This window comes from Hoeflea sp. EC-HK425 (genome assembly GCF_902498795.1).
In the GTDB taxonomy this organism is placed as follows: domain Bacteria; phylum Pseudomonadota; class Alphaproteobacteria; order Rhizobiales; family Rhizobiaceae; genus Hoeflea; species Hoeflea alexandrii.
Genome location: NZ_LR701572.1, coordinates 1149264 through 1171237, shown reverse-complemented (window position 1 = coordinate 1171237; position 21974 = coordinate 1149264). Strand labels below are relative to the sequence as shown.

Genomic DNA, 21974 nt, shown 5'->3' with positions numbered 1-21974 from the left:
ATATTGGCTACAATTTAGGCAGACGATGAAACGTGCGTCGGACGCACAAAATTATAGTTCAAGAAATCAATGACTTGAAAATTCCGCGAGTCTGGCACGGCGCTTGCTCACCCTGTGTGGAAGGCAAGGAACCAGACCATGATGGACAAATCCGCAGCAGAGCTGATCTCGATAACAAAATCCTATGGGCAATCGATTGCCGTCGACGACATCACATTAAGGATTCCCGGAACGTCCTACACCTGCCTTCTGGGGCCCTCGGGTTGTGGAAAGTCATCCACCCTGCGGATGATCGCCGGGCATGAAACCGTCACCCGGGGTGACATTCTGCTGGGTGGCAAGAACATCACCGATCTGCCGCCGGCCGGCCGCGGCACCGCGATGATGTTTCAGAATTATGCGCTGTTCCCGCATCTCAGCGTCGCCGACAATGTGGCCTTCAGCCTGAAGATGAAGGGCGTAGAGAAATCCGCGCGTCACGTCGAGGCGATGAAGCTTCTGGAACTTGTGGACATGGTGGGCTTTGCCGCTCGACTGCCGGCGCAACTCTCGGGCGGTCAGCAGCAGCGCGTGGCGCTTGCCCGGGCGCTGATCACCAATCCATCTATCCTGCTGCTTGACGAGCCCTTGTCTGCACTCGATCCATTCCTGCGGCTGCGCATGCGCTCCGAGCTCAAGCGGTTGCAGCGTGAGCTGGGGATTTCCTTCATTCACGTCACCCATTCCCAGGACGAGGCGCTGTCCCTTGCCGACCAGGTCATTGTCATGAACAAAGGCCGGATCGAACAGGTCGGCAGCGCCCAGGACGTGTTCAACAAGCCGCAGACGCAGTTCGTGGCCCAGTTCATGGGCGGACACAACGTGATGCGCGATGGCCAATCCTATCTCGCCATCCGCGCGGACAAGGTCCAGATCAGCAAGACCAGCTCGAAGGACGGCGCCGGGCTCTCCGCTGTCGTCCGCGAGATCGAGTATCTGGGCACCACCTTCTCCGTCGGCCTCGACGAAGCCGATGCGACGCAAGCGTCAAGCCCGATAAGCGTCACCATTTCCGATGCCCTCTTTTCCCAAGAACCTTTGGAGATTGGCCAGACGGTCTTTCTCAACTGGAAGCCCGGCGACACACACCGCCTGGCGAGCTGACCCTTACCAACCACCACCAACATGCCAATCACCAGCAAGGAGAATGAACATGACCGAGACGCCAAACTCCAAATCCATCAGCCGACGTTCAGTGCTCAAGGGCACCGCCGCCGTTGCGGGTGCCGCAATCGGCTCGGGTGTTGTGACCGGGTTTCCGACAATCTGGGCGCAGAACATCAAGGACGTGACGCTCCGCCAGTTCGGCACCGGCGTGTCCAACCTCAACGACGTCGCCATCAAGGTAAAGGAAGACCTGGGCTTCACCCTGGAAATGACCGCGCTTGATTCCGACAGCGTGACCCAGCGCGCCGCCACCCAGCCAAAGAGCTTCGACATTGCCGACATCGAGTACTGGATCTGCAAGAAGGTCTGGCCGACAGGCAACCTTCAGGCGATGGATACGTCCAAGATCAAGAATTTCGACAAGATCGCGCCAATCTTCACCACCGGCAAGCTGACGCCCGAGAGCACCGTTGCCCAGGGCACCGCACCGAGCACGGTCGGCTTTGTCGACGGCAAGGACGGCACAGCCTTCGCCAAGGACGTCACCGGCTGGATGACGCTGATCCCGACAATCTACAATGCCGATACGCTGGGGATCCGTCCGGACCTGATCGGCCGCCCGATCGACACCTGGGCCGAGCTCCTGAACCCCGAGTTCAAGGGCAAGGCCTCGATCCTCGACATCTCGTCGATCGGCATCATGGATATGGCCATGGTCTGCGAGGCCATGGGCGAGATCAAGTATGCCGACAAGGGCAACATGACCCGCGAAGAGATCGACAAGACCATCGCCATCTTCACCGAGGCCAAGAAGGCCGGCCAGTTCCGCGCCTTCTGGAAGAGCTTCGACGAGAGCGTCAACCTGATGGCGTCGGGCGAAGTCGTCATTCAGTCGATGTGGTCGCCCGCAATCACGGCGGTGAAGGCCAAAGGCATCGAGTGTGTCTATCAGCCGCTGAAGGAAGGCTACCGCTCCTGGGGCGGCGGCATCGGCCTGTCAGCCAACCTCTCGGGCCTCGAGCTCGAAGCCGCCTATGAATACATCAACTGGTACCTCTCTGGCTGGGTCGGCGGTTACCTCATGCGTCAGGGCTACTACTCGGCCGTTCCGGAAACCTCGAAACTGTTCATGTCCGAGAACGAGTGGGGCTACTGGTACGAAGGCAAGCCCGCGACAGGGGACATCACCAGCCCGACCGGCGACAAGCTGGCCGCTGCCGGCGACGTTCGCGACGGCGGCTCCTACGAGGCCCGCATGGGCGCCGTTGCCTGCTGGAACGCCGTCATGGACGAAAACCAGTACATGGTCGGCAAGTGGAACGAGTTCATCGCCGCCTGACGCCAGCCGGTATGGCAACTCCCCGCGCCTATTTCCGGCGCGGGGTTTCATCCCCCGAATGTCAGGTGATCAATGTCTTCCAAGCGATCCATTTCCAATGATCTGACCGGCTGGCTGATGGCGTCGCCGCTGGCCCTCGTGCTCGCGCTTTTCCTGGTGCTGCCGATCGCCATGATTGTCGTGGTCAGCTTCTGGGGCGCCACGGAATTCTCGATCTATCCGGCCTTCAAACTCGACAATTACCAGTTCCTGTTCGGCTCGGCGGTGACCTACTCGGTCTTTCTCAAGACCTTCATGTTCACTCTCATCTCCTGGGCGTTGTGCCTGGCGATCGGTTTCACGGTTGCCTATTTTCTCGCCTTCCATATCCGCACCCAGACCTGGCAGATCGTGCTGTTCCTGGTGTGCACGGTGCCGTTTCTGACATCCAACATCATCCGAATGATCTCCTGGGTGCCGTTTCTCGGCCGCAACGGCATCGCCAATCAGACGCTGATCTCGATGGGCATCATCGACGAGCCCCTGGAATGGCTGCTGTTTTCCGACTTCGCCGTGGTGCTGGCCTTTGTCCATCTCTACACGCTGTTCATGGTGGTCCCGATCTTCAACACCATGATGCGCATCGACAAATCGCTGCTGGAAGCTGCCCGCGATGCCGGCGCCACCGGGTTTCAGACGCTGACCAATGTCATCCTGCCGCTGACCAAGCCCGGAATCATGATCGGCTCGATCTTCGTGGTCACGCTGGTGATGGGCGATTTCATCACCGTGCGGTTCATGAGCGGGTCGCAATCGGCCAATGTCGGCCGCCTCATCTCCAATGACGTGGCCCTTCTGCGATATCCGTCCGCCGCCGCCACTTCCGTTGTGCTGCTGATCACCGTGCTGATCGTGATCGGCATCATGCTGCGCTTCGTCAACATCCGGAAGGAGCTCTGATATGTCGGAACAGCGCGGTCGATCATTTTATGTGCTGGCGGCTTTCTTCGCCCTCTTCATCCTGTTTCTCTACGGCCCGACGATCACCATCGCCATTCTCTCGTTTCAAGGCCCCAAGGGCGGACTGACGTTTCCGATGAACGGTGTCTCGCTGCACTGGTTTTACGATCTGTTCGAGCAGCAGGCGGTTGGCGATATCTGGGGCTCGTTTCGACGCTCTCTTGCGCTCGGGCTTATGGTGATGGTTACCACCGTTGTTGTTTCCGTGATGGGCGGTCTCGCCTTCCGCAAGCGCTTCCTCGGCTCCGGCGTGCTGTTCTATATGGTCATCACCAGCCTGATCATTCCCTCGATCCTGATTTCGCTCGGCGTTGGCCTGATCTTCAACCAGCTGGATCTCGACGTGCACTGGACAACCTCGGGCTTCGGTTCGCAACTGACATGGACCCTGCCGTTCGGGCTGTTGATCATGTTCGCGGTGTTCAACCGCTTCGACAAGACCTACGAAGAAGCCGCCCGCGATCTCGGCGCGACGTCATGGCAGACGATCCGCCATGTGGTGCTGCCGATCATCGCCCCGAGCCTGATCGGCGTCGCCCTGTTCGGCTTTACCCTTTCCTATGACGAGTTTGCCCGCACACTCCTCACTGCTGGGTCCTACAATACCCTGCCGCTCGAGATCTTTGGTATGACCACCAACGTCACCTCGCCGGTGCTCTATGCGCTCGGCACGCTGACGACGGTTTTCTCGCTTGTTGTCATTGCCGTTTTCATTCTGAGCGCCTGGGTGCTCAACCGCAGGCGCGCCAGCAGCGGAAATGATTCCGGAAACGGTCTTGTGTAACCAGCCATGCGAATCCTGATCATCAATCCCAACACCACAGCCACCATGACCGAGGCCATTGGAACAGCCGCGGCAAAGGCCGCGTCAGCCGGAACGACCATCCTTGCAGTCAATCCAGACCAGGGTCCGGCCTCCATCCAGGGAGCCGAAGACGGCGAAGCTGCACTTCCCGGCCTCTACGCCGTATTCGACAGGCACATGAGCGCCGGGCATTCCTTTGATGCGGTCATCATCGCCTGCTTTGATGACACCGGACTGGGCGAATTGCGCGCCCGCTGCGAGGTGCCGCTGACCGGGATCGGAGAAGCGGCCTACTTGCTGGCGGCCGAAAAGGCCACGCCATTCTCGGTGGTCACAACCCTTGCGGTCTCCATTCCGGTGCTGGAGCACAACATCAGAGCCTACGGCCTGTTGCCCCAGTGCGCCCGTGTTCGCGCCAGCGAAATTCCGGTTCTCGATCTCGAACAGCACCCTGATCGGGCGCTGGCCCGCATCGGCGCTGAAATCGCGGATGCGATCAGGACGGATCGGTGCGGCTCCATCGTGCTGGGATGCGCCGGCATGGCGGATATGGCGCTGATCCTCGAAAACACCTATTCTCTGCCGGTTATTGAAGGTGTCAGCGCGGCGGTTGCCTGGTGTGAACGTGAGGTCACCGCGCGGATGGCAAAGACGGATATGGCCTGATCATGGATCCAGAACCGCAGGGCGGGTTTAGAGTGCGCAGTGCAACGCCGGAGGCATTCGCGGTGGCCAGAGGCTGGGCACGCGATGAGGGCTGGAACCCCGGCATTGCAGATCTCGAGGCTTTTTTCGCAGCCGACACGTCCGGCTTCCTGTTGGGCTATGCGAATGACAGGCCAGTGTCCTCGATCTCAGTGGTGAAGTATGGCGAGACCCAGGGCTTTTTGGGCTTTTACATCGTTCACCCCGATGCCCGGGGCAAAGGCTTCGGCATGGCTACCTGGAGCGCGGGAATGGCCTATCTCGGCAAACGCACCGTCGGGCTCGACGGCGTTGTCGCACAGCAGGAAAACTACACGAAAAGTGGCTTCCAGCTCGTCGGCCGCAACATCCGCTTCACCGGCGTGCCGATACTGACTGAACTGCCGGGATCAGCGGTGACGGTCGAAGCGGCTTTGGATCAACATGCCGGCCAGATAGAAACACTCGACCGGGTCTGTTTCGGTTCGCCAAGGCCGGGTTTCCTCAAGGCCTGGATCTACGCAGCACCTGAGGCGGGCCGCAAGACGCTTGTGGCGTTCGAAAGCGGCGCTTTGAGCGGCTATGCGACGATCCGCAAATGTGTCGAGGGTTACAAGATTGGGCCGTTGTTCGCGCAAACCCGGCACGCTGCCGAAGCGTTGCTTAAAGCCTGCTGCGCAGAGGCCGAGCGCGGGGCATCAATCACGCTCGATGTGCCGGAGACCAACAATCAGGCGATGGGAATGGCTCAAAGCGCAGGCCTGACCTCGGTGTTTGAAACCGCCCGAATGTATCGCGGGTCTGCCCCGGAGCTGCCCTGGGCCAGCATTTATGGCGTCACCAGCTTCGAGCTTGGTTGAAACCGGCAACCTCTGCCCGCACGCACGGGACTAGAGCTGATCAGCCAGCCGGTCCTCGATGATCTGCGCCGCGTTGAGGCCGCTCTGATAGGCGCCGTGCACGGTGGCGTGATACTCGAAATTCGTGTGTTCGCCGGCCAGCAGGACGGTATCGGCGATCGGTGTGGCCAGATTGTCGAAATGCGCAGGCTTCGAGCCGACCGCACTGTAGGAATAGGCGCCCAGGCTGTTCGGGTTGGTCGACCACCGGGTGACCAGATGCGCAACAGGATCCGGGGAGCCGGCCCCGAACATCGACCTTACGGCGTCCATGCAATCGGCAACCATGTCTGCATCGCTCATCGCCTCGACCTTGCGGGCATAGTCGCCGACACACAGCCCCAGCAGGATGTTCTCCTCGCTGAAGGTGCGGTAGTTGAGAAAATAGTTCCAGCGCCCCCGCGTCTCGGTCATCAGTCCGAAATACTGAACATCGTCGGGCCAGAAGGCTTCGTCGAACTTCAGCGCCAGTTTCGTCACATTGCCCATGCCGATGCTCTCGATGCCGCGACGGTGGGCTTTCGGCAGCGGCGGATCGAACCGGATCGCGCCAGCCTTCAGCACCCCCAGCGGCACCGTACAGATGACGAAACTGGATTCGAATTCTCCCGCATCTGTGGAAACCAGCGCCCCCTCGCCCTTCTCGTAGGATATTGCGGTGACCCTTGTGTTCAGCCGGATATCCAGATCGCGCGCCAGGTGCTTGACGATGCTGTCATATCCCCTGGTCAGCACCACGTCTTCGCCCGGGTAAACACCGTCTTCATCGAAATAGTACGCGGACAGCTTTTCGATCGGTCCGCCGGTGGAGAATTCGGTATAGGCCGACGTCATCCAGCCGAGTATGGGGTCGGACTTAAGCTTGCCCCCCATCCGCGAAATCGCCTTGGAAAGCGCCATGTCGTCGTCGAGCTCGTCATCAATGGCCGCATAGAGCTTCTCGAGCCGCCGGTAGCCCGCCTCGATGTCACCCGCAGAGACCGGGTCACCATTGGCCGCAAAGACCTGGTAGCTCTCGTCATCGGTCACGAACGGCCCGGCATCCACCGCCTCGGCAAGCGCCGAGACCGGATTGCCATCAGGCCCGTGAATCCAGCCCGCGCCGACCTCGAACGGCGCACCGAGCGACCAGTCCGTCCTCACCCGTCCACCGGCGACGGCATCCGCTTCCAGCACGATGGTCTCGTAACCAAGATCGATAAGGCGCCGCGCCGCCGCCAGCCCGGCGATCCCGGCGCCGATGACGATGACGTCGACATCGGCAATCGCGGCGCGCGACCGCCTCGGCCCAAGCAGCGGCAGCACAGCCGTGCCAAGAAGCCCGGTCTTGAGGAGGTGACGGCGCGAGATCATGGGCGTTGTCCTGTGCTGGGTCCTGTTCTGGCGGGGCTTGCCGGATGGTATCGCCTGACGGAGCACGTGACTAGCTGTGTCCCACGAGAGCCCCCCGCGTTTGCGGCAATAGCGGCAGGCCCGGTCCGTCAAGGCTGATCCTTCAAGACTGGACATTTAAGTCTGGCCCTTCAAAACGAGCCCTGCCGTTCCCATCTGTGCCGCATAGACAGCGACCTTGGCAGCAGCAGCAGCAGCGGCTTGATCAGGCTCAATGCATCCCGCACGCAGGCAATGCTAGGAAGGATGTGCAGGCCGTCTTTGCGTCAGTCGACATGCTGACGGGAAGGCCGTCCGATGCAAGAGCCATGGCCGCGCTGCCGCGATGATGTCAAGGATTGCCGATTGAAGCTGGAGCGAACCGCATGAAGAACCCCTACGAGGTCCTCGGGCTGAAAAAGGGGGCAAGCGATCAGGAGATCAAGCTTGCCTTCAAGAAGCTCGCCAAGAAGTACCATCCCGACCTGCATCCCGACGACAAGCAGGCCGAGGCCAGGTTCAAGGAGATTTCTGCGGCCCATGAATTTCTCAAGGACAAGGACCGCCGCCGCCGTTTCGATGCCGGCGAGATCGATGCCTCGGGCGCCGAACAGTACCAGCAGCAGTATTATCGCGACCATGCCGGCCCGCGGGCTTCGGGCTTCCACGCCGGCCAGGACGGCTTTGCCAGCAACGAGGATCTCGAGGAGTTTCTCGCCCGCGCTTTCGGTGGCATGGGCGGTGGCATGGGCGGCGGTATGGGCGGCGACATGGGCGGTCGCAACCGAGGCCAGGCCGGGATGAAAGCGCCGGGACAGGATGTCAGCTACACCTTGCGCGTTTCCTTCCTCGACGCGGCCAGGGGCGGCGTGAACACGCTGCAGCTTCCCGACGGCAAGACCCTCAAGGTCACGATCCCCGAGGGCGCCGAGGATCGCCAGACCCTGCGTCTGAAGGGCCAGGGCATGCAAGGCTATGGCGGTGGTCCCGCCGGCGACGCCTATATCGAGCTGCACATCGAGCCCGATGCACACTTCGTGCGCAAGGATGACAATATCCATCTCGAGGTTCCGGTGACGCTGAAGGAAGCGGTGCTGGGAGCAAAAATCGAGGTTCCAACCCTGACCGGCCATGTCAGCCTGACGGTGCCGAAGGGATCGAATTCCGGAACCAAGCTCAGGCTCAAGGACCGCGGCATCAAGAACCGCAAGACCGGGGTGAGAGGTCATCTCTACGTCAGCCTCAAGGTGGTTCTGCCCGAGGGCGACGAGCCGGAGCTCTCTGCGTTCCTTGAAGGCTGGACACCCAGGCAAGCCCAAAATCCGCGCAAGGAGATGCTGTCATGAAAAACCTGGAAGAGGTGATTGCGCTCATCCCCGAGCTTCATCGCGACGATCTTGAGCGATGGATGCGTGGCGCCCTGGTCGAGGTCGCAGAGCAGTCGGGAACCGCGAGCTTCAGCGAGATCCAGTTCGCCCGGATCCGGCTGATCTGCACGCTGCGCTACGACATGGATGTCGAGGAGGAGACCCTGCCCGTGGTTCTCGATCTGCTCGACCAGCTGCACGACACCAGACAGCGCCTGTACACGCTCAGCCACGCCGTGCTGGCCCAGGACGAAGACGTCAAGGCTGCCGTTCTTGAGGCCCTGGCGCAAACCAGGCGGTCCCGCCGCGGGTAAGCGCCAGGGCGCAAACCCCGGTCGCTCACGGCCACCCCGGGGAGCCGACGCTTTGCAGTGCAGCACCGGCCCCGGTCTGAGCCCTACCGCCAACCAGCGCAGACCTCATCACGTTACGTCCGGCTGTCAGGATGTGCCGTCCATCAGTTTCTCGACATAACCGTCAAAGCTGATGATGCCGCCTTCCGCAGCTGCGCGGCCCGCGTCCCTGGCGGGAAGCGCGTCCTGCACAAGGTCGATCCGCTTCCAGCTTGGGAACGGCTGCTCACCTTTCTCGTTCGGAACATAGGGGCTTTGCGCGACCCGCGTGTGCTTGTGGATATAGCGCGCGCAATTGAGAAAACAGGCTGTCACATCCACCCGCACCAGCATGTTGGCGCCGGGGTAGCCGTCGAGTTCCGGATCGTCTGCCGAAAGCGTGGCAGTGCCCTGAACCCGGACCCGGTTCGGCGTTTCCATGTCGATGAACAGCAGACCCACCTTGCTGGCTTCGGAGATGTTGCCCATCGACTTGAACATGCCGTTGCCGTCGTAATTGGGAAACACCAGGGTCCTGGAATCGAGAACCTTGACCAGCCCCGGCGCCCCGCCCTTATAGCTTACAGTCGGCTCGCCTTCCGCACTGACGGTGGAGAGAAAAAAGAAATCCCGGCTCTCGATGAAGGGCACGTGCGGAGGCTCGATTTCGTCGCGGACGATCGCCTGGACGACCACATCGGCGAGTTTGACGCTGTCATGCCGGGCTTGCAGCTGGCGCTGCGCCTCGGTGTAGAATTCGTCACTTGTAAGCATTGGAGAAAATCCTTCTGACGGGGACACAGCCCCTGCCCGCCCGAACGCGCCGCATCGCGCTGCCGGGACAGACAGGGCGTACGATGCCTATTCGGCGGCAGCTTGCTGAACCACGCCAAGTTGGTCTTCTGCGGCCTCGGCAATCTCCCGCGCCGCCTCGTTGTCGAAGGCCATCACCACGGGGCTCGGTTTCTGGTTGAACATCAGCCGGAATACATCGGGCCGCGAATAATGCCCGCACGGATCGCCCGCCGCCTTGGCGATCGAGATCATGTCGAGATCAATCTCGGCAATCACCAGCCCTTCCTCGTGCTCGTCGAGCACATTGCCCATCGGCGAGCCGTCGGGTCCGAAAACGCGCGCGAAGCCGCCGCCAGTGGTCAGGAATTGCTGCTTCATCGGATTGTCGCAGAGCATGTCGACCATCTCCTGACTCACCGTCGCGCAGGAAGCGATGACGAAGCACTGGCCCTCGGCGGCATACATCTGGCTGGCGGCGGTGTTGAGCTCGGCGCCAAGTGCGTAGGCGCCGCCCTTGTAAAGGCTGAAGCTCGGCCAGGAACCGATATGGATCTGCTCGTTCTGCGAATACATGGCGTATTTGTTGAGCGGCTGCAGATGCTCCCAGCAGCACAGTGCACCAACCCGGCCGAGATCGGTCTGCCTGACCACCATGTCAGAGCCGTCGCCTTCGCCGAACACGGTGCGCTCGACATGGGTCGGCTTGAGCTTGCGCCGCCGCGAGATGATCTCGCCATCGGCGCCATAGTGCCACTGGGCAAGATAGAGCGTGCCGTTGTGCCGCTCCGAAAGCCCCATGACGACCTGGATGTTGTTGTCGCGCGCAGCCTTTGCCAGCCGCTTGTCCTGAACGCTGCCGCGCTCCACCGAATTTTGATTGTAGGGAATGACATAGGGCATGGTCACCGCCGGTGCATCGAGCCAGATCCACCACGGATAGCCGGGCAGCCAGGTTTCCGGAAACCCGATCAGCCTGGCGCCCTCAGCCGCCGCCTGCTCGATCAGTCCAACCGCCTTGTCGATACCCGCATCCAGATTGAGAAAGGCCGGAGCGGCCTGCACTGCTGCAACTTTGAAAGATCCTGACATTTCCAGTGTTCCCTTGTTTTGATTATACGTCGCAGATTACCCTGCCACCGCCGGGACTGCGATGCTTTGCAGTTTGGGCGCGTGGACTTGTGATTCCGGGCAGCGGTGAAAAACCGCTTGATTTTCGACGGGAATGGTCAATCCTCAAGACAAGACAAAGGAGGCTGTACTGATCGAGACCGGCATCCACCTGAGCACGTCGAGCGTGCATCAACGCGACAGATTTGCATTCTGGCGCGAGGCTGTTTGTGACGCCTATGTCCAGCTCGAGTGCATTTCGGAAAGCCGAAGCGACTTTACCGGAGAAATCCGGCTCAACCGCATGCCGCGCATATCAACCTCCATAGTCTCCGGCAGCCAGCAATTGGTGCGCCGCCGCAGGCACGACATCGCAAAGGCCACCGACGAGTGGTTCCTGCTCAGCATCCAGCTGGAACGCATCGGGCTGATCCAGCAGTGCGGACGAATGGCTGAACTTGGCCAGGGCGATTTCGCCCTTTACAGCTCCATCGACCCCTATGATCTGTCATTGCCCGACGGGTTCCGCCAACTTGTGGTTCAGATACCCCGCCTCGAATTGCTGCAAAGATTGCCCAATGCGGACCTTCTGACCGGTCTGACCGTGAGCGGGGCATCGGAGATCGGCGGGCTTGTCCGCGACAGTGTGCTTCGCCTTATCAGGGCCCAGGTGACCGCAAATCCGGCCACCCGCCATTGTCTCGAAGACAGTATCATCGACTTGTGCGCCACGGGACTGACGACCTTGCGCGGTGGCGAGGCGGTCCGAACGGCAACGGAGAACCGGCTGATCCACCAGGCCGATACCATCATTGCCCAGCGCATCCGCGACCCTGATCTGGATCGCGCCGAGATTGCAGCGGCTCTGTCGGTTTCAGTACGCCGCCTAAGTGAAGTGTTTCAGGCGGAAGGCACATCGGTCGCCTCGAAGATCAGGCAACTGCGGCTCGCCGGCGTTGCCTCCGATCTGCGCAATCCGCAATTTGCCGGCTGGACTGTGAGCGCCATCGCCATGCGCTGGGGCCTGAACAACATGCAGCATTTCTCGCGCATCTTCAGGGAACACTACGGCATATCTCCGCGAGAATACCGCGCCGCCGGGCCGGACGGCAGTGTCCAGTCAGCAAGGCTTGCGGGAAAACCGGAATAGAGCGCAAAATCCTGAAACTTGTTCATGGCCGCAGCACTGGTCCGGCCGCAAAAACTCTTTGCAGCGCAATCCCCGGAACGACCGGACAATACCAGATACAGATCACCGCACCCAGAACCGACCGCAAACCCACCATGTATCAACCTGATATATCTGAAATACTTCTATATCGATACATGGGTCGCAAACGACATCTTCGGCAACCGTGGCGCACAAATTAGTTAGAAATCAAACTTTTTACAGCATTATACGTTAGATGAATGACCTGTTGCATGACAATGATATTTGCACCACTTAATTTTGAGGGTTAGTTTATCCAGATGATGAGCTGATTCAATCGGCGCAAAGGCCTTTTCAATTCGGGTATTTAGATGGGTGTGCAGGATACGAAAGTCTTCGAATTTATCGAGCGCGTCGACAATCACATCCTGATTGACGACCTGCTCGATGATCTGCTGCAGGTGGTTGGCGATTACGGCTTCCAGCACATGATCTATACCGGCCTGCCGGTCGGCAACAACGCGATCGACCCTCTGGTCAAGACCAACCGCTTTCCCCAGGACTGGTGGGATCGCTATGTCGAGCGTGATTATGCCGGCACCGACTCGGTCTGTCAGCAGGTCTATTCGACCATGTCTCCCTTTGCCTGGCATGAGGTCGACCAGAGATTTGCGCAACGCGACGGCGCGGCCCAGGTGGCAGGCGAAGCCGCAGAGCACGGTCTGGCAGACGGCTACATCGTGCCGGTGTTTTCAAGGGATGAATGGCTTTCGGCCATCTCGTTCGGCGCAGCGACCAGGCTGAGGCTGAGCTCGCGAGAACGCGGGGCTCTCAACCTTATGGCAGTCTACACCTCCTCGGCAATCGAGCGACGCCAGCAGAGGCGGCCGGGCCGCGGCAGACTGTCTTCCCGCGAGCGCGAAGTACTGTTGTGGACCTCGGCGGGCAAATCCTGCTGGGACGTCTCGGTCATTCTCGGTATCAGTGAAAAGACGGTGCGCTTTCACACCGCCCAGATCCGCATGAAGCTCAACGCCACCAACACGACCCACGCGGTTGCACGTGCACTTCAACAAGGCGAGATCACCCTGGGTCAACTGGCCGAATCGCTAGGCGACGCTCGCTAGCCACGAGGACTACCTTTCCCCCAGGAGCAAAGGGGAAAGAAGATGATTGAAGCTCATGTTGTCAACACACGGAACAAGCATCTCTACGAACGCGAGTTCGAGGAGTTCCTTCGCCGCCGCCACGACTACTATGCGGTAGCCAATCGCTGGGTGCCAATCAGCGACGATGGGCTGGAACTCGATCCATTCGACACGCCGGACTCGACCTATCTGCTCGGCATGCTCGAAGGCCGGGTGGTCACCTCCGCGCGGCTGATGCCGACCACGGTCCCGAATCTGGTGTCGGAAGAATTTCCGCACATGTGCGAAAACATCGGCCTGCCCCGCAGCCCCGAATGGGCTGACTGGACCCGCACCTACGTCTTGCCGGAGTATCGCGGCGTTGGTGCCACTGGCATCCTGGGCCAGATGTTCTGTGCGGTGATGGAATATTGCCTTGACGAAGGGGTGACCCATACCGGCGGTGTTCTGCAACAGTTCCTGCTCAAGCGCTGGCTCGATCTGGGATGGAAAGTCATACCGGCGGGCATGCCGCGCATCCTGTCGGGTGACTGGTGCCTTGTCGCCTATGTCGAAGTCAGCGAGGTCGCGCTGCAATCGGGCAGGATCCACGCCGGTATCGAACGGTCGCTGATTGTCCGCAGGGGTGCGCAACTGCCTTTCATCACGCAGGATCAGGCCTCTCGGGCCGGGGCTTTCTCATGAGCGACAAGCCGGCTGGAATCGACCAGACGATTACACTGCTGAAAATCCAGGCGCTTCTGGCCAGCGCCTATGAGCTCTCGCGCAGCACCGGCGAGGATCAGCCGCGCTCCGACACGCGCTTCCTCTCCTACCTGATCAAGATGGCACGTATGGAGGTCACGGCCTGCTTCGACACCGCCAACTCGCCGCACAGCGACCCGGATGCGCGCGACAGCCACAGCCGCATCTGATCCCGGCTGCGCCGGTGATCGCAATCGCATCATCGGCGCACCATCATGCCGGCTCCGGCTTTATCCGCCGCGCGGCTTTCACCTTTCCTTAAATCCATTCGGTTAACCTTAAACTGCGAGACCCCTCAAGGGGCGGCATGATGCACTCTCGCGGGCCAACCCGATCGCTCCCGATCCAGGCATGCTAATCAACATTGCAGACCGCGTTCGCATGGAGCCGCAGCCCGAAAGGGCGCGACACGTCCTTGCGCCGGTTCAGGTCAACATTTTTGTTATCGTGTAAGGAGTTCGTCGTGGCTGCCCAGAAATCAGAAAAAACCAAGGCTCAGAACGGCAAAGGCGGCTTGATGGGCTTGGTTGCGAAACTCCTCGGGGTCGTGGCGATCTCGCTCGGAACGCTGTTTTTCGCGGCCATGTTCGACATCGGTCACGCAGGGCTTATTCACACCCTGGCAGGACCCGCAGCGGCACTTGTTCCACTGTTCGCGGCTCTTTCGATCGCTGCAATGTTCCTGACGCCCAAATCCACCGCCGATCTCGATGAGCAGGAAGCCCAGATCGCGGCGCTGTCGGAATTCCAGTCAAAGATGAAGTCGCAGATCCTCACCCTTCAGAACCAGATGGATTCGATGAACGGCCAGGACGTCGAGGCTCTGCGCGCCCGCAACAAGGAACTGCAGGAAGAGCTCGACGCGATCCACCAGGCCGAGCGCGAAAAGATGGATGTGGAGGTCGATGCGCTGCGTCAGCGCAACGAGGAACTCGAAGCCCAGATCAAGCAATGGGCACTCGACACAGTCACCAAGAACATCTCCGGTGACGCCGCCAAGGCTGCCTGATCCGGGTTCATCCGTCCATACTGAGCCGTGTATTTCACCAGAAGTACAAGGGCCACCGCGAACCTCAAACAAATGCACAAAGCCCTAAATCGGAATCGATTTAGGGCTTTGTGCGGTTAGCTGTCGCAACGCCCCGGCGCCAGACAATTGCACACGCCCGACACCCGCCATCCCGCGCAAGCCGCCAAGCTCGAGAGCACACTCAACAGTTTCCAATGCCGGTCAACGCTTGCGCTGGACCGGCAGAATCCAATGGAAACCTGATTGCTGCGCGCACTAAAAAATCTTGAAACTCGCAACAAACGGCAAATGATCAGATACGCTTTTCCTGAAGGATTCACGTCCCATGTCCATCGTCCAATGCATTGGAAACAGCCTTAGGCTTCCCTTGATGTAGTCGGTTGAATAATTGCGGCTAATCGCAAATCCATCGAGCAAGTTGGCGCGACCTTTCTCCAGAATGTGAGAAAACCGGTCTTGCAGATCCCATGAAGAGACAAAATCCATCACATCATCACCGCCCAAATGATGAAAATTCGACACATCCTGACCAGGTATCATGTTAAAATCGCCCATCAGAAAAATTGCCCGCTGCATCGTGCCCGGAGTCTGTTGTATCGCCGTGATGTAATCGCCGATAACTTTGCACTGGCTGTCGCGAACCAATTGCTCTTGTCTGCCGCGTCCTGACTTGAGGTGTACACCGATAACCGTAGCGGAGAGCTTGCCAATCTTGATATCAACGGCGATTGCCTGCCTTCCGCCGGCATAGTTACCCTCAGAGCCGGGAATGAAACGCGCATTGGAAACACCAATGCCGGGCTTGTGTAGAAAGCCTATTTGAATGTTGCCGGATTGTTGAGGCAGGATTGTTTTTTGATAATCAACTCCAAACACCGCCAGCTTCGCCACCAGAGTGTCGATGTAATCCAAAGGCGAAACCTCGACCAGAGTGACAAAATCCGCATCAAGAAGAGCCAATCCCTTGGCCTGATTGCTCGCTTTCCTTGAGTTCGGACCTATTCCAACAGGTCTTCCAGGCAATGTGTAACCGGCGAGGTTCCAAACTGCCACACGGATAGCTGAATGATTGTATTTGGTCATACTGCATCCTCAAAATTACTCATTCTTGGAAACGCATGCGATACAAGCCAACCAACCCAGAGTTCGGCGACTTATTATTCTAGAATACTTGTAGATTACGACAAAATGATAATATTTAAACCCCTGCGATCTTTACATGCCTCGACCGCAAGATATCGCAAGATACCAGTCACATGGGCGGCCAATCAAGCCATCTGGCAGTCGTATCGACAGCAGCCATTTATCAAACACTGCTTATGTTTTTGTCAGCGCGAACGCACCCCCTGATGCGAACCTATCCCAGCCTGACCGGGACCCCGGTTTCAAGTGACATGGCAGCCGCATCGGCGATCATCTGGGCTGCCAGCCCGTCGCGGATGCCGGGTGACGGCGCCATGCCCGAGGCCACGCACTCCACGAAATGGATCATCTCGGCCACATAGGCCCCTGCATAGCGTTCGAGGAAGAAATGCTGCGCCGGCGCCGAGCGGAACCCGGCGCCGCTGGCGATCTCGACATTGTGTTCAGGCACGTTGTTGGCCTTGATCAGCCCGAGCGAACCGTGCACCTCGGCTCTCTGGTCATAGCCGTACGTGGCGCGGCGCGAGTTGGAGATCTGGCAGATCCGGCCCGACGCGGTGGTCAGCACGGCAACGGCGGTGTCGACATCGCCGGCCTCGCCGATCGCCGGATCGACCAGCGCCGAACCGGTGGCGAAGACACGCACGATCTCCTCTCCGAGCAGGAACCTGGCCATGTCGAAATCATGGATCATCATATCGCGGAACAGCCCGCCCGAGCTCTTTATGTAGCTGACCGGTGGCGGCGAAGGATCGCGCGACAGGATGGTGACGAGTTCCACCTCGCCGATCTCGCCCGCGGCGATACGGGCGCGCATGGCCGCAAAGCCGGGATCGAAGCGGCGGTTGAAACCGGTCAGGAACGGCGCGCCCGCGGCCTCGACGATCGTGATCAGCTGACGAATTCGGTCGGCCGACATGTCGACCGGCTTTTCGCAGAAGATCGCCTTGCCGACCTTCGCGCTCTTATCGATCAGATCGAAATGCGTGTCAGTCGGCGTTCCGATCACCACCGCGTCGATATCCGGGCTGGCGATGATCTCATCCGTACTCATCACCCGGGCGCCAGTCTTTTCGGCAAGCGCGCTGGCCGCCGCGGGAAACGCATCAGCGACGGCGGCGACCCGCGCACCATCCACGTGGCTGACGCTGCGGGCATGAACCTGGCCGATGCGGCCGCAACCCAGAATTCCAATATTGAGCATGTCCGTCTGTTCCTGTTGCGCCGGCTAAAATTGCGCCGGTTCGGGTTGGGTTGGGCCAAGCGCACGGATCACCTGCCGTGCCACAGCTGTCACCGGGTCGTGGGTCTCTTTCAGAATCGTCACGCGGTCGAAGCGATCCGGATCACGGTTGACCGCCTCGCGCAGGGCCGCGCCAAAAGCCATGCGGAGTTCGGTGCCGATATTGAATTTGCAGATCCGCGAACCCCGCGCCAGCGCCGTGCGCTGCGCCAGCGGAACGCCCGAACCGCCGTGGATGACCAGCGGCACCGTGGTGATCGCCTCGATGGCGCGGATGCGCGGCTCGTCCAGTCCGCCCTGCCTGTCCTGTTGCAGATGCACATTGCCGACCGAGATCGCCATCGCGTCGACGCGGGTTTCGCGGGCAAAGCGGGCCGCTTCCTCCGGGTCTGTGCCCGCGGAATTCTCGCCGCCCGAATAGCCGACAAAACCGATTTCGCCCTCGCAGGAAATGCCGGCCTCGTGCGCCATTTCGGCGATCCGCGCGGTCTCCTCGATGTTCTGCTCGAGCGGCTTGCGCGAGCCGTCAAACATCAGCGAGGTGAAGCCGCTGTCGAGCGCTTCCCTGCAGTCCTCGAAGGTGTAGCCGTGATCGAGATGGGCCACCACCGGCACGCTGGCATTCTCGGCCAGGTACCGGAACATCTTGCCCAGGACCGGCAGTGGCGTGTGCGCCCGGCAGGAGGGCCCGGCCTGCAGGATCACCGGCAGGTTTTCGGCTTCCGCGGCCGCCATATAGGCGCGCATGTCTTCCCAGCCGAGCGTGACCAGCCCGGCGACCGCATATCCACCCTTCAGCGCCGGCTGAAGCACCTCGGCGAGTGTTGCAATGCTCATTTGAACTTCGCGACCATGTCCTTGATGCCCGGGATCGTCTCGATCTGGTAGGCATGGGTGGGCTGGAAATACTGGATCAGCGAGCGCTGGCTGAGCCCGCCCAGAATGGTGAAATAATACATCTCGTAGCCCGGCAGCACGCAGCATGGGTGGTAGCCCTTGTCGAGGCAGATCGTCGAGCCGTCGACGATGTGATAGGCGTCCCCCGGCTTGTTGTCCTCGCGCTGCAGCATCTGCACGCCGGAGCCGTGATTGGGCCGGAAGCGGAAATTGTAGGTCTCGTCATGCCGGGTCTCGTCAGGCAGACGGTCGGTGTCGTGCTTGTGGCTCGGGAACCCCGACCAGCCGCCCTGCCCCACGGTGAACAGTTCGCTGACCAGCAGCCGGCCAACCTTGCCATGCTGCTTCTGGCCGAGAATGTGCTTGATCTTGCGGTGGGTCTTGGTGTCGTCGGAGCCGTACTGCACAAGATCGAGCCCGTCGGCGCGCACATCGAAGGGTTCCAGCACCTTGTCGTATTTCGCGCCGGCAATGAAGGTCTCGGTCTGATCCGACACGCAGACAATCGTCACCTTCGCGCCGACCGGCACATAGACACCCTCCGGTTCGCCGTCCCAGACATCGACGCCGCGATTTCCGAGCCTGGCGAAGGACACGCCCTCGACGCTGACATCGACGCTGCCGGTGGCGGGCACGATGCAGGTCTCGTAGCCGGGCACCTGGTATTCGAACGCCTCACCCTTCCTGAGCTTGACGATGTTGAAATAGTTGAGCGGAACACAGGCGTTCTCGACATCCACGATCGGCTTGTTCTGATTGTCATAGGGCGCGATATGCATGGTTCTGGTCCTTTCAGACGATATGGGGCTCAGACAGGCGTCGGGCCGGGATGGGATGCGAGGAAGGCCTCGAGCTGCTCAGTGTCGGGCATGGCCGGGGCGCAGCCGGGCCGGGAGACGACGATTGCAGCGCAGGCCGAGCCGCGCAGCACGGCGTCGCGCATGTCGCGGCCTTCCGACAGCGAGGCCAGCAGGCCCGCCATGAAACTGTCGCCCGCGCCGGTCGGTTTGAGCGCGTCCACCGGATAGATGCCAGTGCGGATCTGCTCGCCGCCGGAAAACGTGATCGCGCCTTCGGGGCCCATCTTGTAGACCACGATCGCGGCGCTCGAACCGGCGAGGTCCCGCGCCTTGGAAAGCCCCTTGTCTATGCCGCCGGCCATGAAGCCGAACTCCTCGTCATTGCCGACGATGACATCGGCCAGGCTGCCCGCGCGCGACAAAACCTCTTCGGCGACCTGCGGCGAGGGCCACGAATAGGGCCGGTAATCGACGTCGAAGATGATCGGCAGCCCGCTAGCCCGCGCCAGTTCGAAGGCCCGGAACGCAGCCGAGCGCGAAGGCTCGGCCGCAAACACCGTTCCGGCGGTGATCAGCGCGCCGTAGCTGGCGTAGTCAACCGCTTCGACATTCGCGATGTCCATCTGGAAGTCTGCGGCGTTGTTGCGGTAGATGACGCTCTGGTGCTCCTCGACCCGGGTCTCGTAGACCGCAAGCGAGGTCCGATATTCCCCGGTGACCGTCTTCACGTGGCCGCGGTCGATGCCGTAGTGATCGAGCTGACCCAGACAATACCAGCCGACCGCATCGTCGGACACTTTGGTCACCAGCGCCGCCTTGCAGCCGAACTTGACCAGGCCCGCCGCAATGTTGGCGCTGGAACCGCCCATCGCCACCATCATCGAACTTGCGTCCCGGGTGCGGGTGCCCGCTGGATCGGGCGACAGATCCATGCCGACCCGGCCGATGACGAGGAAGTTCCGCGCTCTTATGCCCTCGAGAACGTTCATCTCCGTCGCCCCCGCAAGGATTGGGTCTGAAAGGACTTCATCACCTCAGACACCCTTGCGTTGTTTGACGCGGGTGGCTTCCTGCTCTTCGTGTGCAGCCTTGACCTTCGGATTGCCGGTGACATGCGGTGTGCCGACCTCCCACCAGGCATGGCCCTCAGTGGTCCAGCCGTCATAGGGATCGACCTTCATGACGATGACATGGGTCTTGCGGCTCGCCTTGGCGCGCTTGAACGCCTCGCCAAGTTCGTCCGGGTTGGAGACGGTTTCAGCAATCGCACCCATCGCCGCCGCATGCGCCTCGAAATCGACCGCGAAGGGCTCGGAAACCGTCGGGCAATCGGCGATCAGATTGTTGAAGCTCTCATTGCCGGTGTTGTTCTGCAGCTTGTTGATGACGGCAAAGCCGCCATTGTCGAGCACCAGGATGATCAGCTTCCGGTCGCTTAGAACCGAGGAATAGATGTCGGAATTCATCAGCAGGTAGGAGCCGTCGCCGACAAAGACGATTGTGTCCCGGTCCGGCTCGCGCTCGAACTGGGCGATGCGCGCGCCCCAGCCTCCGGCGATCTCGTAGCCCATGCAGGAAAAGCCGAATTCGACGTCGACCGTGCCGATATCAAGCGTGCGCCAGTTGGCGGTGACTTCCGCCGGCAGCCCGCCTGCAGCGGTGACCACCCGGTCGCGGGCATCGCAGAGCGCGTTGACCACGCCGATCGCCTGCGCATAGGAATTGGGCCGGTTGCCATGCGCCACATTGCCAGCGACATAGGCGTGCCACGCCTTGCGCTGGTCTTGTGCGAAGCCGGTCCAGTCCGCCGGGCTCCTGTAGCCGCCCAGCGCCGCATCGAGGGCTTCAACCCCCAGTTTCGCGTCGCCCACCACCGGCAGCGACAGGTGCTTGGACGCATCGTGCCGGGCGGCATTGAGGGATACGAGCTTCGCCGCCTTGTCGAAGGCGGTCCAGGAACCGGTGGTGAAATCCTGCAGCCGTGTGCCGATGGCGATGATGACGTCTGCCTTTTCGGCAACCGCGTTGGCGCTGTCCGAGCCGGTGACGCCGACGGGACCGATGTTGAGCGGATGATCATTCAGAAGGTTCGCACGGCCGGCGATGGTCTCGATCACCGGGATCTGCCGGGCCTCCGCAAAGGCGGTCAGTTCCTTGACTGCGCGCGAATACTGCACCCCGCCGCCGGCGATGATCACCGGCCGTTTTGCCGATGCGATTGCCGCCGAGGCATCAGCGATTTCATCCGCATCGGGCGCCTGCCGGCGGATGCGGTGCACCTTCTTCGCAAACAGCTCCACCGGGTAATCATAGGCCCAGCCCTGCACATCCTGCGGCAGGCCGAGGAAGGCCGGACCGCAATCGGCAGGATCGAGCATTGTGGCGATCGCCGCGGGCAGCGACTGGATGATCTGCGCCGGATGGGTGATCCGGTCCCAGTAGCGGCTCACCGCCTTGAAGGCGTCGTTCAGCCCCATGGCCGGATTGCCGAAATGCTCGAGCTGCTGAAGCACCGGGTCGGGCAGCCGGGTCACGAAGATATCGCCGCACAGCATCAGCATCGGCAGCCGGTTGGCGTGCGCCAGCGCCGCCGAGGTCAGCAGGTTTGCGGTGCCGGGACCGGCCGATGCCGTGCAGAACATGAAACGCTGCCTGAGCCACTGCTTGGCATAGCCGGCGGCGGCGAAGCCCATGCTCTGCTCGTTCTGGCCGCGATAGAGCGGCAGTGCCTCGCGATGGTCATAAAGAGCCTCGCCCAGGCAGGTGACATTGCCATGGCCGAAAATGCCGAAGCCGCCGCCGCACAGACGCCTCTCCTCGCCGTCGACCTCGATATATTGATTGGCCAGGTACCTGATGATGGCCTGCGCCGTCGTCAGCCGAACGGTCCCTTCATTCATGAGCGCTGCAACCTCCCGATGGCTGCGGCAGATTCTCCGGATTGTTTCCGGTTCCCAAAATGCCGCTTGCGAAAC

22 protein-coding genes are annotated in these 21974 nt (G+C 60.8%); 13 read left to right on the top strand and 9 right to left on the bottom strand.

Annotated elements, in window-relative coordinates; genetic code table 11:
- Positions 1 to 138 precede the first annotated feature (138 nt).
- From SPHINGO391_RS08315 to SPHINGO391_RS08290, 6 genes are all read left to right on the top strand, one after another.
- Positions 139 to 1143 carry an ABC transporter ATP-binding protein gene (locus SPHINGO391_RS08315; protein WP_152008395.1) on the top strand — a complete coding sequence of 335 codons (1005 nt, stop codon included), beginning with the start codon at positions 139 to 141 and terminating at the stop codon, positions 1141 to 1143.
- A 49-nt stretch (positions 1144 to 1192) separates the two neighbouring features.
- The gene (locus tag SPHINGO391_RS08310; RefSeq protein ID WP_152008394.1) at positions 1193 to 2485 is read left to right on the top strand and encodes a PotD/PotF family extracellular solute-binding protein; all 1293 of its coding nucleotides are present in this window, start codon (positions 1193 to 1195) and stop codon (positions 2483 to 2485) included.
- 72 nt (positions 2486 to 2557) lie between these two features.
- Positions 2558 to 3424 carry an ABC transporter permease gene (locus tag SPHINGO391_RS08305; protein ID WP_152008393.1) on the top strand — a complete coding sequence of 289 codons (867 nt, stop codon included), beginning with the start codon at positions 2558 to 2560 and terminating at the stop codon, positions 3422 to 3424.
- A 1-nt stretch (position 3425) separates the two neighbouring features.
- Complete coding sequence (locus tag SPHINGO391_RS08300; RefSeq protein WP_152008392.1) at positions 3426 to 4268, top strand: ABC transporter permease; 843 nt, start codon at positions 3426 to 3428, stop codon at positions 4266 to 4268.
- A gap of 6 nt (positions 4269 to 4274) precedes the next feature.
- Positions 4275 to 4955, top strand: a complete 681-nt coding sequence (locus SPHINGO391_RS08295) for an aspartate/glutamate racemase family protein (protein ID WP_152008391.1) — start codon at positions 4275 to 4277, stop codon at positions 4953 to 4955.
- Positions 4956 to 4957: 2 nt separating this feature from the next.
- On the top strand, positions 4958 to 5833 hold the full coding sequence (locus SPHINGO391_RS08290; RefSeq protein ID WP_152008390.1) for a GNAT family N-acetyltransferase: 876 nt from the start codon (positions 4958 to 4960) through the stop codon (positions 5831 to 5833).
- Between the two features lie 30 nt (positions 5834 to 5863).
- Here the strand turns inward: SPHINGO391_RS08290 and SPHINGO391_RS08285 are convergent, their stop codons facing one another.
- Positions 5864 to 7225: an FAD-dependent oxidoreductase gene (locus SPHINGO391_RS08285; RefSeq protein ID WP_152008389.1), complete on the bottom strand. Its 1362-nt coding sequence runs from the start codon at positions 7223 to 7225 to the stop codon at positions 5864 to 5866.
- A gap of 404 nt (positions 7226 to 7629) precedes the next feature.
- On the opposite strand from SPHINGO391_RS08285, the gene SPHINGO391_RS08280 reads away from it, so the two are divergent.
- Positions 7630 to 8589, top strand: coding sequence for a DnaJ C-terminal domain-containing protein (locus SPHINGO391_RS08280; RefSeq protein WP_152008388.1), 960 nt, complete (start codon positions 7630 to 7632; stop codon positions 8587 to 8589).
- Entirely contained in the window at positions 8586 to 8924 is a 339-nt protein-coding gene (locus tag SPHINGO391_RS08275) for a chaperone modulator CbpM (RefSeq protein WP_152008387.1), read from the top strand. Before SPHINGO391_RS08280 ends, SPHINGO391_RS08275 begins: the two co-directional genes overlap by 4 nt.
- Before the next feature lie 126 nt (positions 8925 to 9050).
- Here the strand turns inward: SPHINGO391_RS08275 and SPHINGO391_RS08270 are convergent, their stop codons facing one another.
- Together SPHINGO391_RS08270 and SPHINGO391_RS08265 are read right to left on the bottom strand one after the other, a co-directional pair.
- Positions 9051 to 9716, bottom strand: a complete 666-nt coding sequence (locus SPHINGO391_RS08270; RefSeq protein ID WP_152008386.1) for a pyridoxamine 5'-phosphate oxidase family protein — start codon at positions 9714 to 9716, stop codon at positions 9051 to 9053.
- A gap of 87 nt (positions 9717 to 9803) precedes the next feature.
- Complete coding sequence (locus SPHINGO391_RS08265; protein WP_152008385.1) at positions 9804 to 10826, bottom strand: carbon-nitrogen hydrolase family protein; 1023 nt, start codon at positions 10824 to 10826, stop codon at positions 9804 to 9806.
- Between the two features lie 133 nt (positions 10827 to 10959).
- Here SPHINGO391_RS08265 and SPHINGO391_RS08260 point away from each other — a divergent pair, with 133 nt between their 5' ends.
- From SPHINGO391_RS08260 to SPHINGO391_RS08240, 5 genes are all read left to right on the top strand, one after another.
- On the top strand, positions 10960 to 11994 hold the full coding sequence (locus SPHINGO391_RS08260) for a helix-turn-helix domain-containing protein (RefSeq protein ID WP_152008384.1): 1035 nt from the start codon (positions 10960 to 10962) through the stop codon (positions 11992 to 11994).
- 371 nt (positions 11995 to 12365) lie between these two features.
- Positions 12366 to 13121, top strand: a complete 756-nt coding sequence (locus SPHINGO391_RS08255) for a LuxR family transcriptional regulator (RefSeq protein ID WP_152008383.1) — start codon at positions 12366 to 12368, stop codon at positions 13119 to 13121.
- Between the two features lie 42 nt (positions 13122 to 13163).
- On the top strand, positions 13164 to 13826 hold the full coding sequence (locus SPHINGO391_RS08250) for an acyl-homoserine-lactone synthase (RefSeq protein ID WP_152008382.1): 663 nt from the start codon (positions 13164 to 13166) through the stop codon (positions 13824 to 13826).
- The gene (locus tag SPHINGO391_RS08245) at positions 13823 to 14056 is read left to right on the top strand and encodes a hypothetical protein (protein WP_152008381.1); all 234 of its coding nucleotides are present in this window, start codon (positions 13823 to 13825) and stop codon (positions 14054 to 14056) included. The genes SPHINGO391_RS08250 and SPHINGO391_RS08245 overlap by 4 nt, the downstream gene beginning before the upstream one ends.
- A gap of 293 nt (positions 14057 to 14349) precedes the next feature.
- A complete protein-coding gene (locus SPHINGO391_RS08240) occupies positions 14350 to 14895 on the top strand; it encodes a hypothetical protein (RefSeq protein ID WP_152008380.1) in 546 nt (181 codons plus the stop codon).
- A 276-nt stretch (positions 14896 to 15171) separates the two neighbouring features.
- Here SPHINGO391_RS08240 and SPHINGO391_RS08235 read toward each other — a convergent pair whose 3' ends face one another.
- From SPHINGO391_RS08235 to iolD, 6 genes are all read right to left on the bottom strand, one after another.
- Complete coding sequence (locus SPHINGO391_RS08235) at positions 15172 to 15999, bottom strand: GMP synthase (protein ID WP_152008379.1); 828 nt, start codon at positions 15997 to 15999, stop codon at positions 15172 to 15174.
- Between the two features lie 274 nt (positions 16000 to 16273).
- Entirely contained in the window at positions 16274 to 17263 is a 990-nt protein-coding gene (iolG, locus tag SPHINGO391_RS08230; protein WP_152008378.1) for an inositol 2-dehydrogenase, read from the bottom strand.
- Positions 17264 to 17287: 24 nt separating this feature from the next.
- Positions 17288 to 18139 (bottom strand): class II fructose-bisphosphate aldolase, encoded by an 852-nt coding sequence (locus SPHINGO391_RS08225; RefSeq protein WP_152008377.1) that lies wholly within the window; start codon positions 18137 to 18139, stop codon positions 17288 to 17290.
- Positions 18136 to 18978 carry a 5-deoxy-glucuronate isomerase gene (locus SPHINGO391_RS08220; RefSeq protein WP_152008376.1) on the bottom strand — a complete coding sequence of 281 codons (843 nt, stop codon included), beginning with the start codon at positions 18976 to 18978 and terminating at the stop codon, positions 18136 to 18138. The genes SPHINGO391_RS08225 and SPHINGO391_RS08220 overlap by 4 nt, the downstream gene beginning before the upstream one ends.
- Positions 18979 to 19007: 29 nt before the next feature.
- Positions 19008 to 19988, bottom strand: a complete 981-nt coding sequence (iolC, locus tag SPHINGO391_RS08215; RefSeq protein ID WP_152008375.1) for a 5-dehydro-2-deoxygluconokinase — start codon at positions 19986 to 19988, stop codon at positions 19008 to 19010.
- 45 nt (positions 19989 to 20033) lie between these two features.
- Positions 20034 to 21899 (bottom strand): 3D-(3,5/4)-trihydroxycyclohexane-1,2-dione acylhydrolase (decyclizing), encoded by a 1866-nt coding sequence (iolD, locus tag SPHINGO391_RS08210; protein ID WP_152008374.1) that lies wholly within the window; start codon positions 21897 to 21899, stop codon positions 20034 to 20036.
- Between the last annotated feature and the right edge of the window lie 75 nt (positions 21900 to 21974).

Bases quoted from the DNA above. Each gene is read 5' to 3' on its own strand.
- SPHINGO391_RS08220 (WP_152008376.1), bottom strand. From the start codon at position 18,978: ATGCATATCGCGCCCTATGACAATCAGAACAAGCCGATCGTGGATGTC.
- SPHINGO391_RS08265 (WP_152008385.1), bottom strand. From the start codon at position 10,826: ATGTCAGGATCTTTCAAAGTTGCAGCAGTGCAGGCCGCTCCGGCCTTT.
- SPHINGO391_RS08310 (WP_152008394.1), top strand. From the start codon at position 1,193: ATGACCGAGACGCCAAACTCCAAATCCATCAGCCGACGTTCAGTGCTC.
- SPHINGO391_RS08295 (WP_152008391.1), top strand. From the start codon at position 4,275: ATGCGAATCCTGATCATCAATCCCAACACCACAGCCACCATGACCGAG.
- SPHINGO391_RS08275 (WP_152008387.1), top strand. From the start codon at position 8,586: ATGAAAAACCTGGAAGAGGTGATTGCGCTCATCCCCGAGCTTCATCGC.
- SPHINGO391_RS08300 (WP_152008392.1), top strand. From the start codon at position 3,426: ATGTCGGAACAGCGCGGTCGATCATTTTATGTGCTGGCGGCTTTCTTC.
- SPHINGO391_RS08305 (WP_152008393.1), top strand. From the start codon at position 2,558: ATGTCTTCCAAGCGATCCATTTCCAATGATCTGACCGGCTGGCTGATG.
- SPHINGO391_RS08235 (WP_152008379.1), bottom strand. From the start codon at position 15,999: ATGACCAAATACAATCATTCAGCTATCCGTGTGGCAGTTTGGAACCTC.
- SPHINGO391_RS08270 (WP_152008386.1), bottom strand. From the start codon at position 9,716: ATGCTTACAAGTGACGAATTCTACACCGAGGCGCAGCGCCAGCTGCAA.
- SPHINGO391_RS08280 (WP_152008388.1), top strand. From the start codon at position 7,630: ATGAAGAACCCCTACGAGGTCCTCGGGCTGAAAAAGGGGGCAAGCGAT.
- SPHINGO391_RS08255 (WP_152008383.1), top strand. From the start codon at position 12,366: ATGGGTGTGCAGGATACGAAAGTCTTCGAATTTATCGAGCGCGTCGAC.
- SPHINGO391_RS08290 (WP_152008390.1), top strand. From the start codon at position 4,958: ATGGATCCAGAACCGCAGGGCGGGTTTAGAGTGCGCAGTGCAACGCCG.
- iolG (WP_152008378.1), bottom strand. From the start codon at position 17,263: ATGCTCAATATTGGAATTCTGGGTTGCGGCCGCATCGGCCAGGTTCAT.
- iolD (WP_152008374.1), bottom strand. From the start codon at position 21,899: ATGAATGAAGGGACCGTTCGGCTGACGACGGCGCAGGCCATCATCAGG.
- SPHINGO391_RS08260 (WP_152008384.1), top strand. From the start codon at position 10,960: ATGGTCAATCCTCAAGACAAGACAAAGGAGGCTGTACTGATCGAGACC.
- SPHINGO391_RS08315 (WP_152008395.1), top strand. From the start codon at position 139: ATGATGGACAAATCCGCAGCAGAGCTGATCTCGATAACAAAATCCTAT.
- SPHINGO391_RS08285 (WP_152008389.1), bottom strand. From the start codon at position 7,225: ATGATCTCGCGCCGTCACCTCCTCAAGACCGGGCTTCTTGGCACGGCT.
- SPHINGO391_RS08250 (WP_152008382.1), top strand. From the start codon at position 13,164: ATGATTGAAGCTCATGTTGTCAACACACGGAACAAGCATCTCTACGAA.
- iolC (WP_152008375.1), bottom strand. From the start codon at position 19,988: ATGAACGTTCTCGAGGGCATAAGAGCGCGGAACTTCCTCGTCATCGGC.
- SPHINGO391_RS08225 (WP_152008377.1), bottom strand. From the start codon at position 18,139: ATGAGCATTGCAACACTCGCCGAGGTGCTTCAGCCGGCGCTGAAGGGT.
- SPHINGO391_RS08245 (WP_152008381.1), top strand. From the start codon at position 13,823: ATGAGCGACAAGCCGGCTGGAATCGACCAGACGATTACACTGCTGAAA.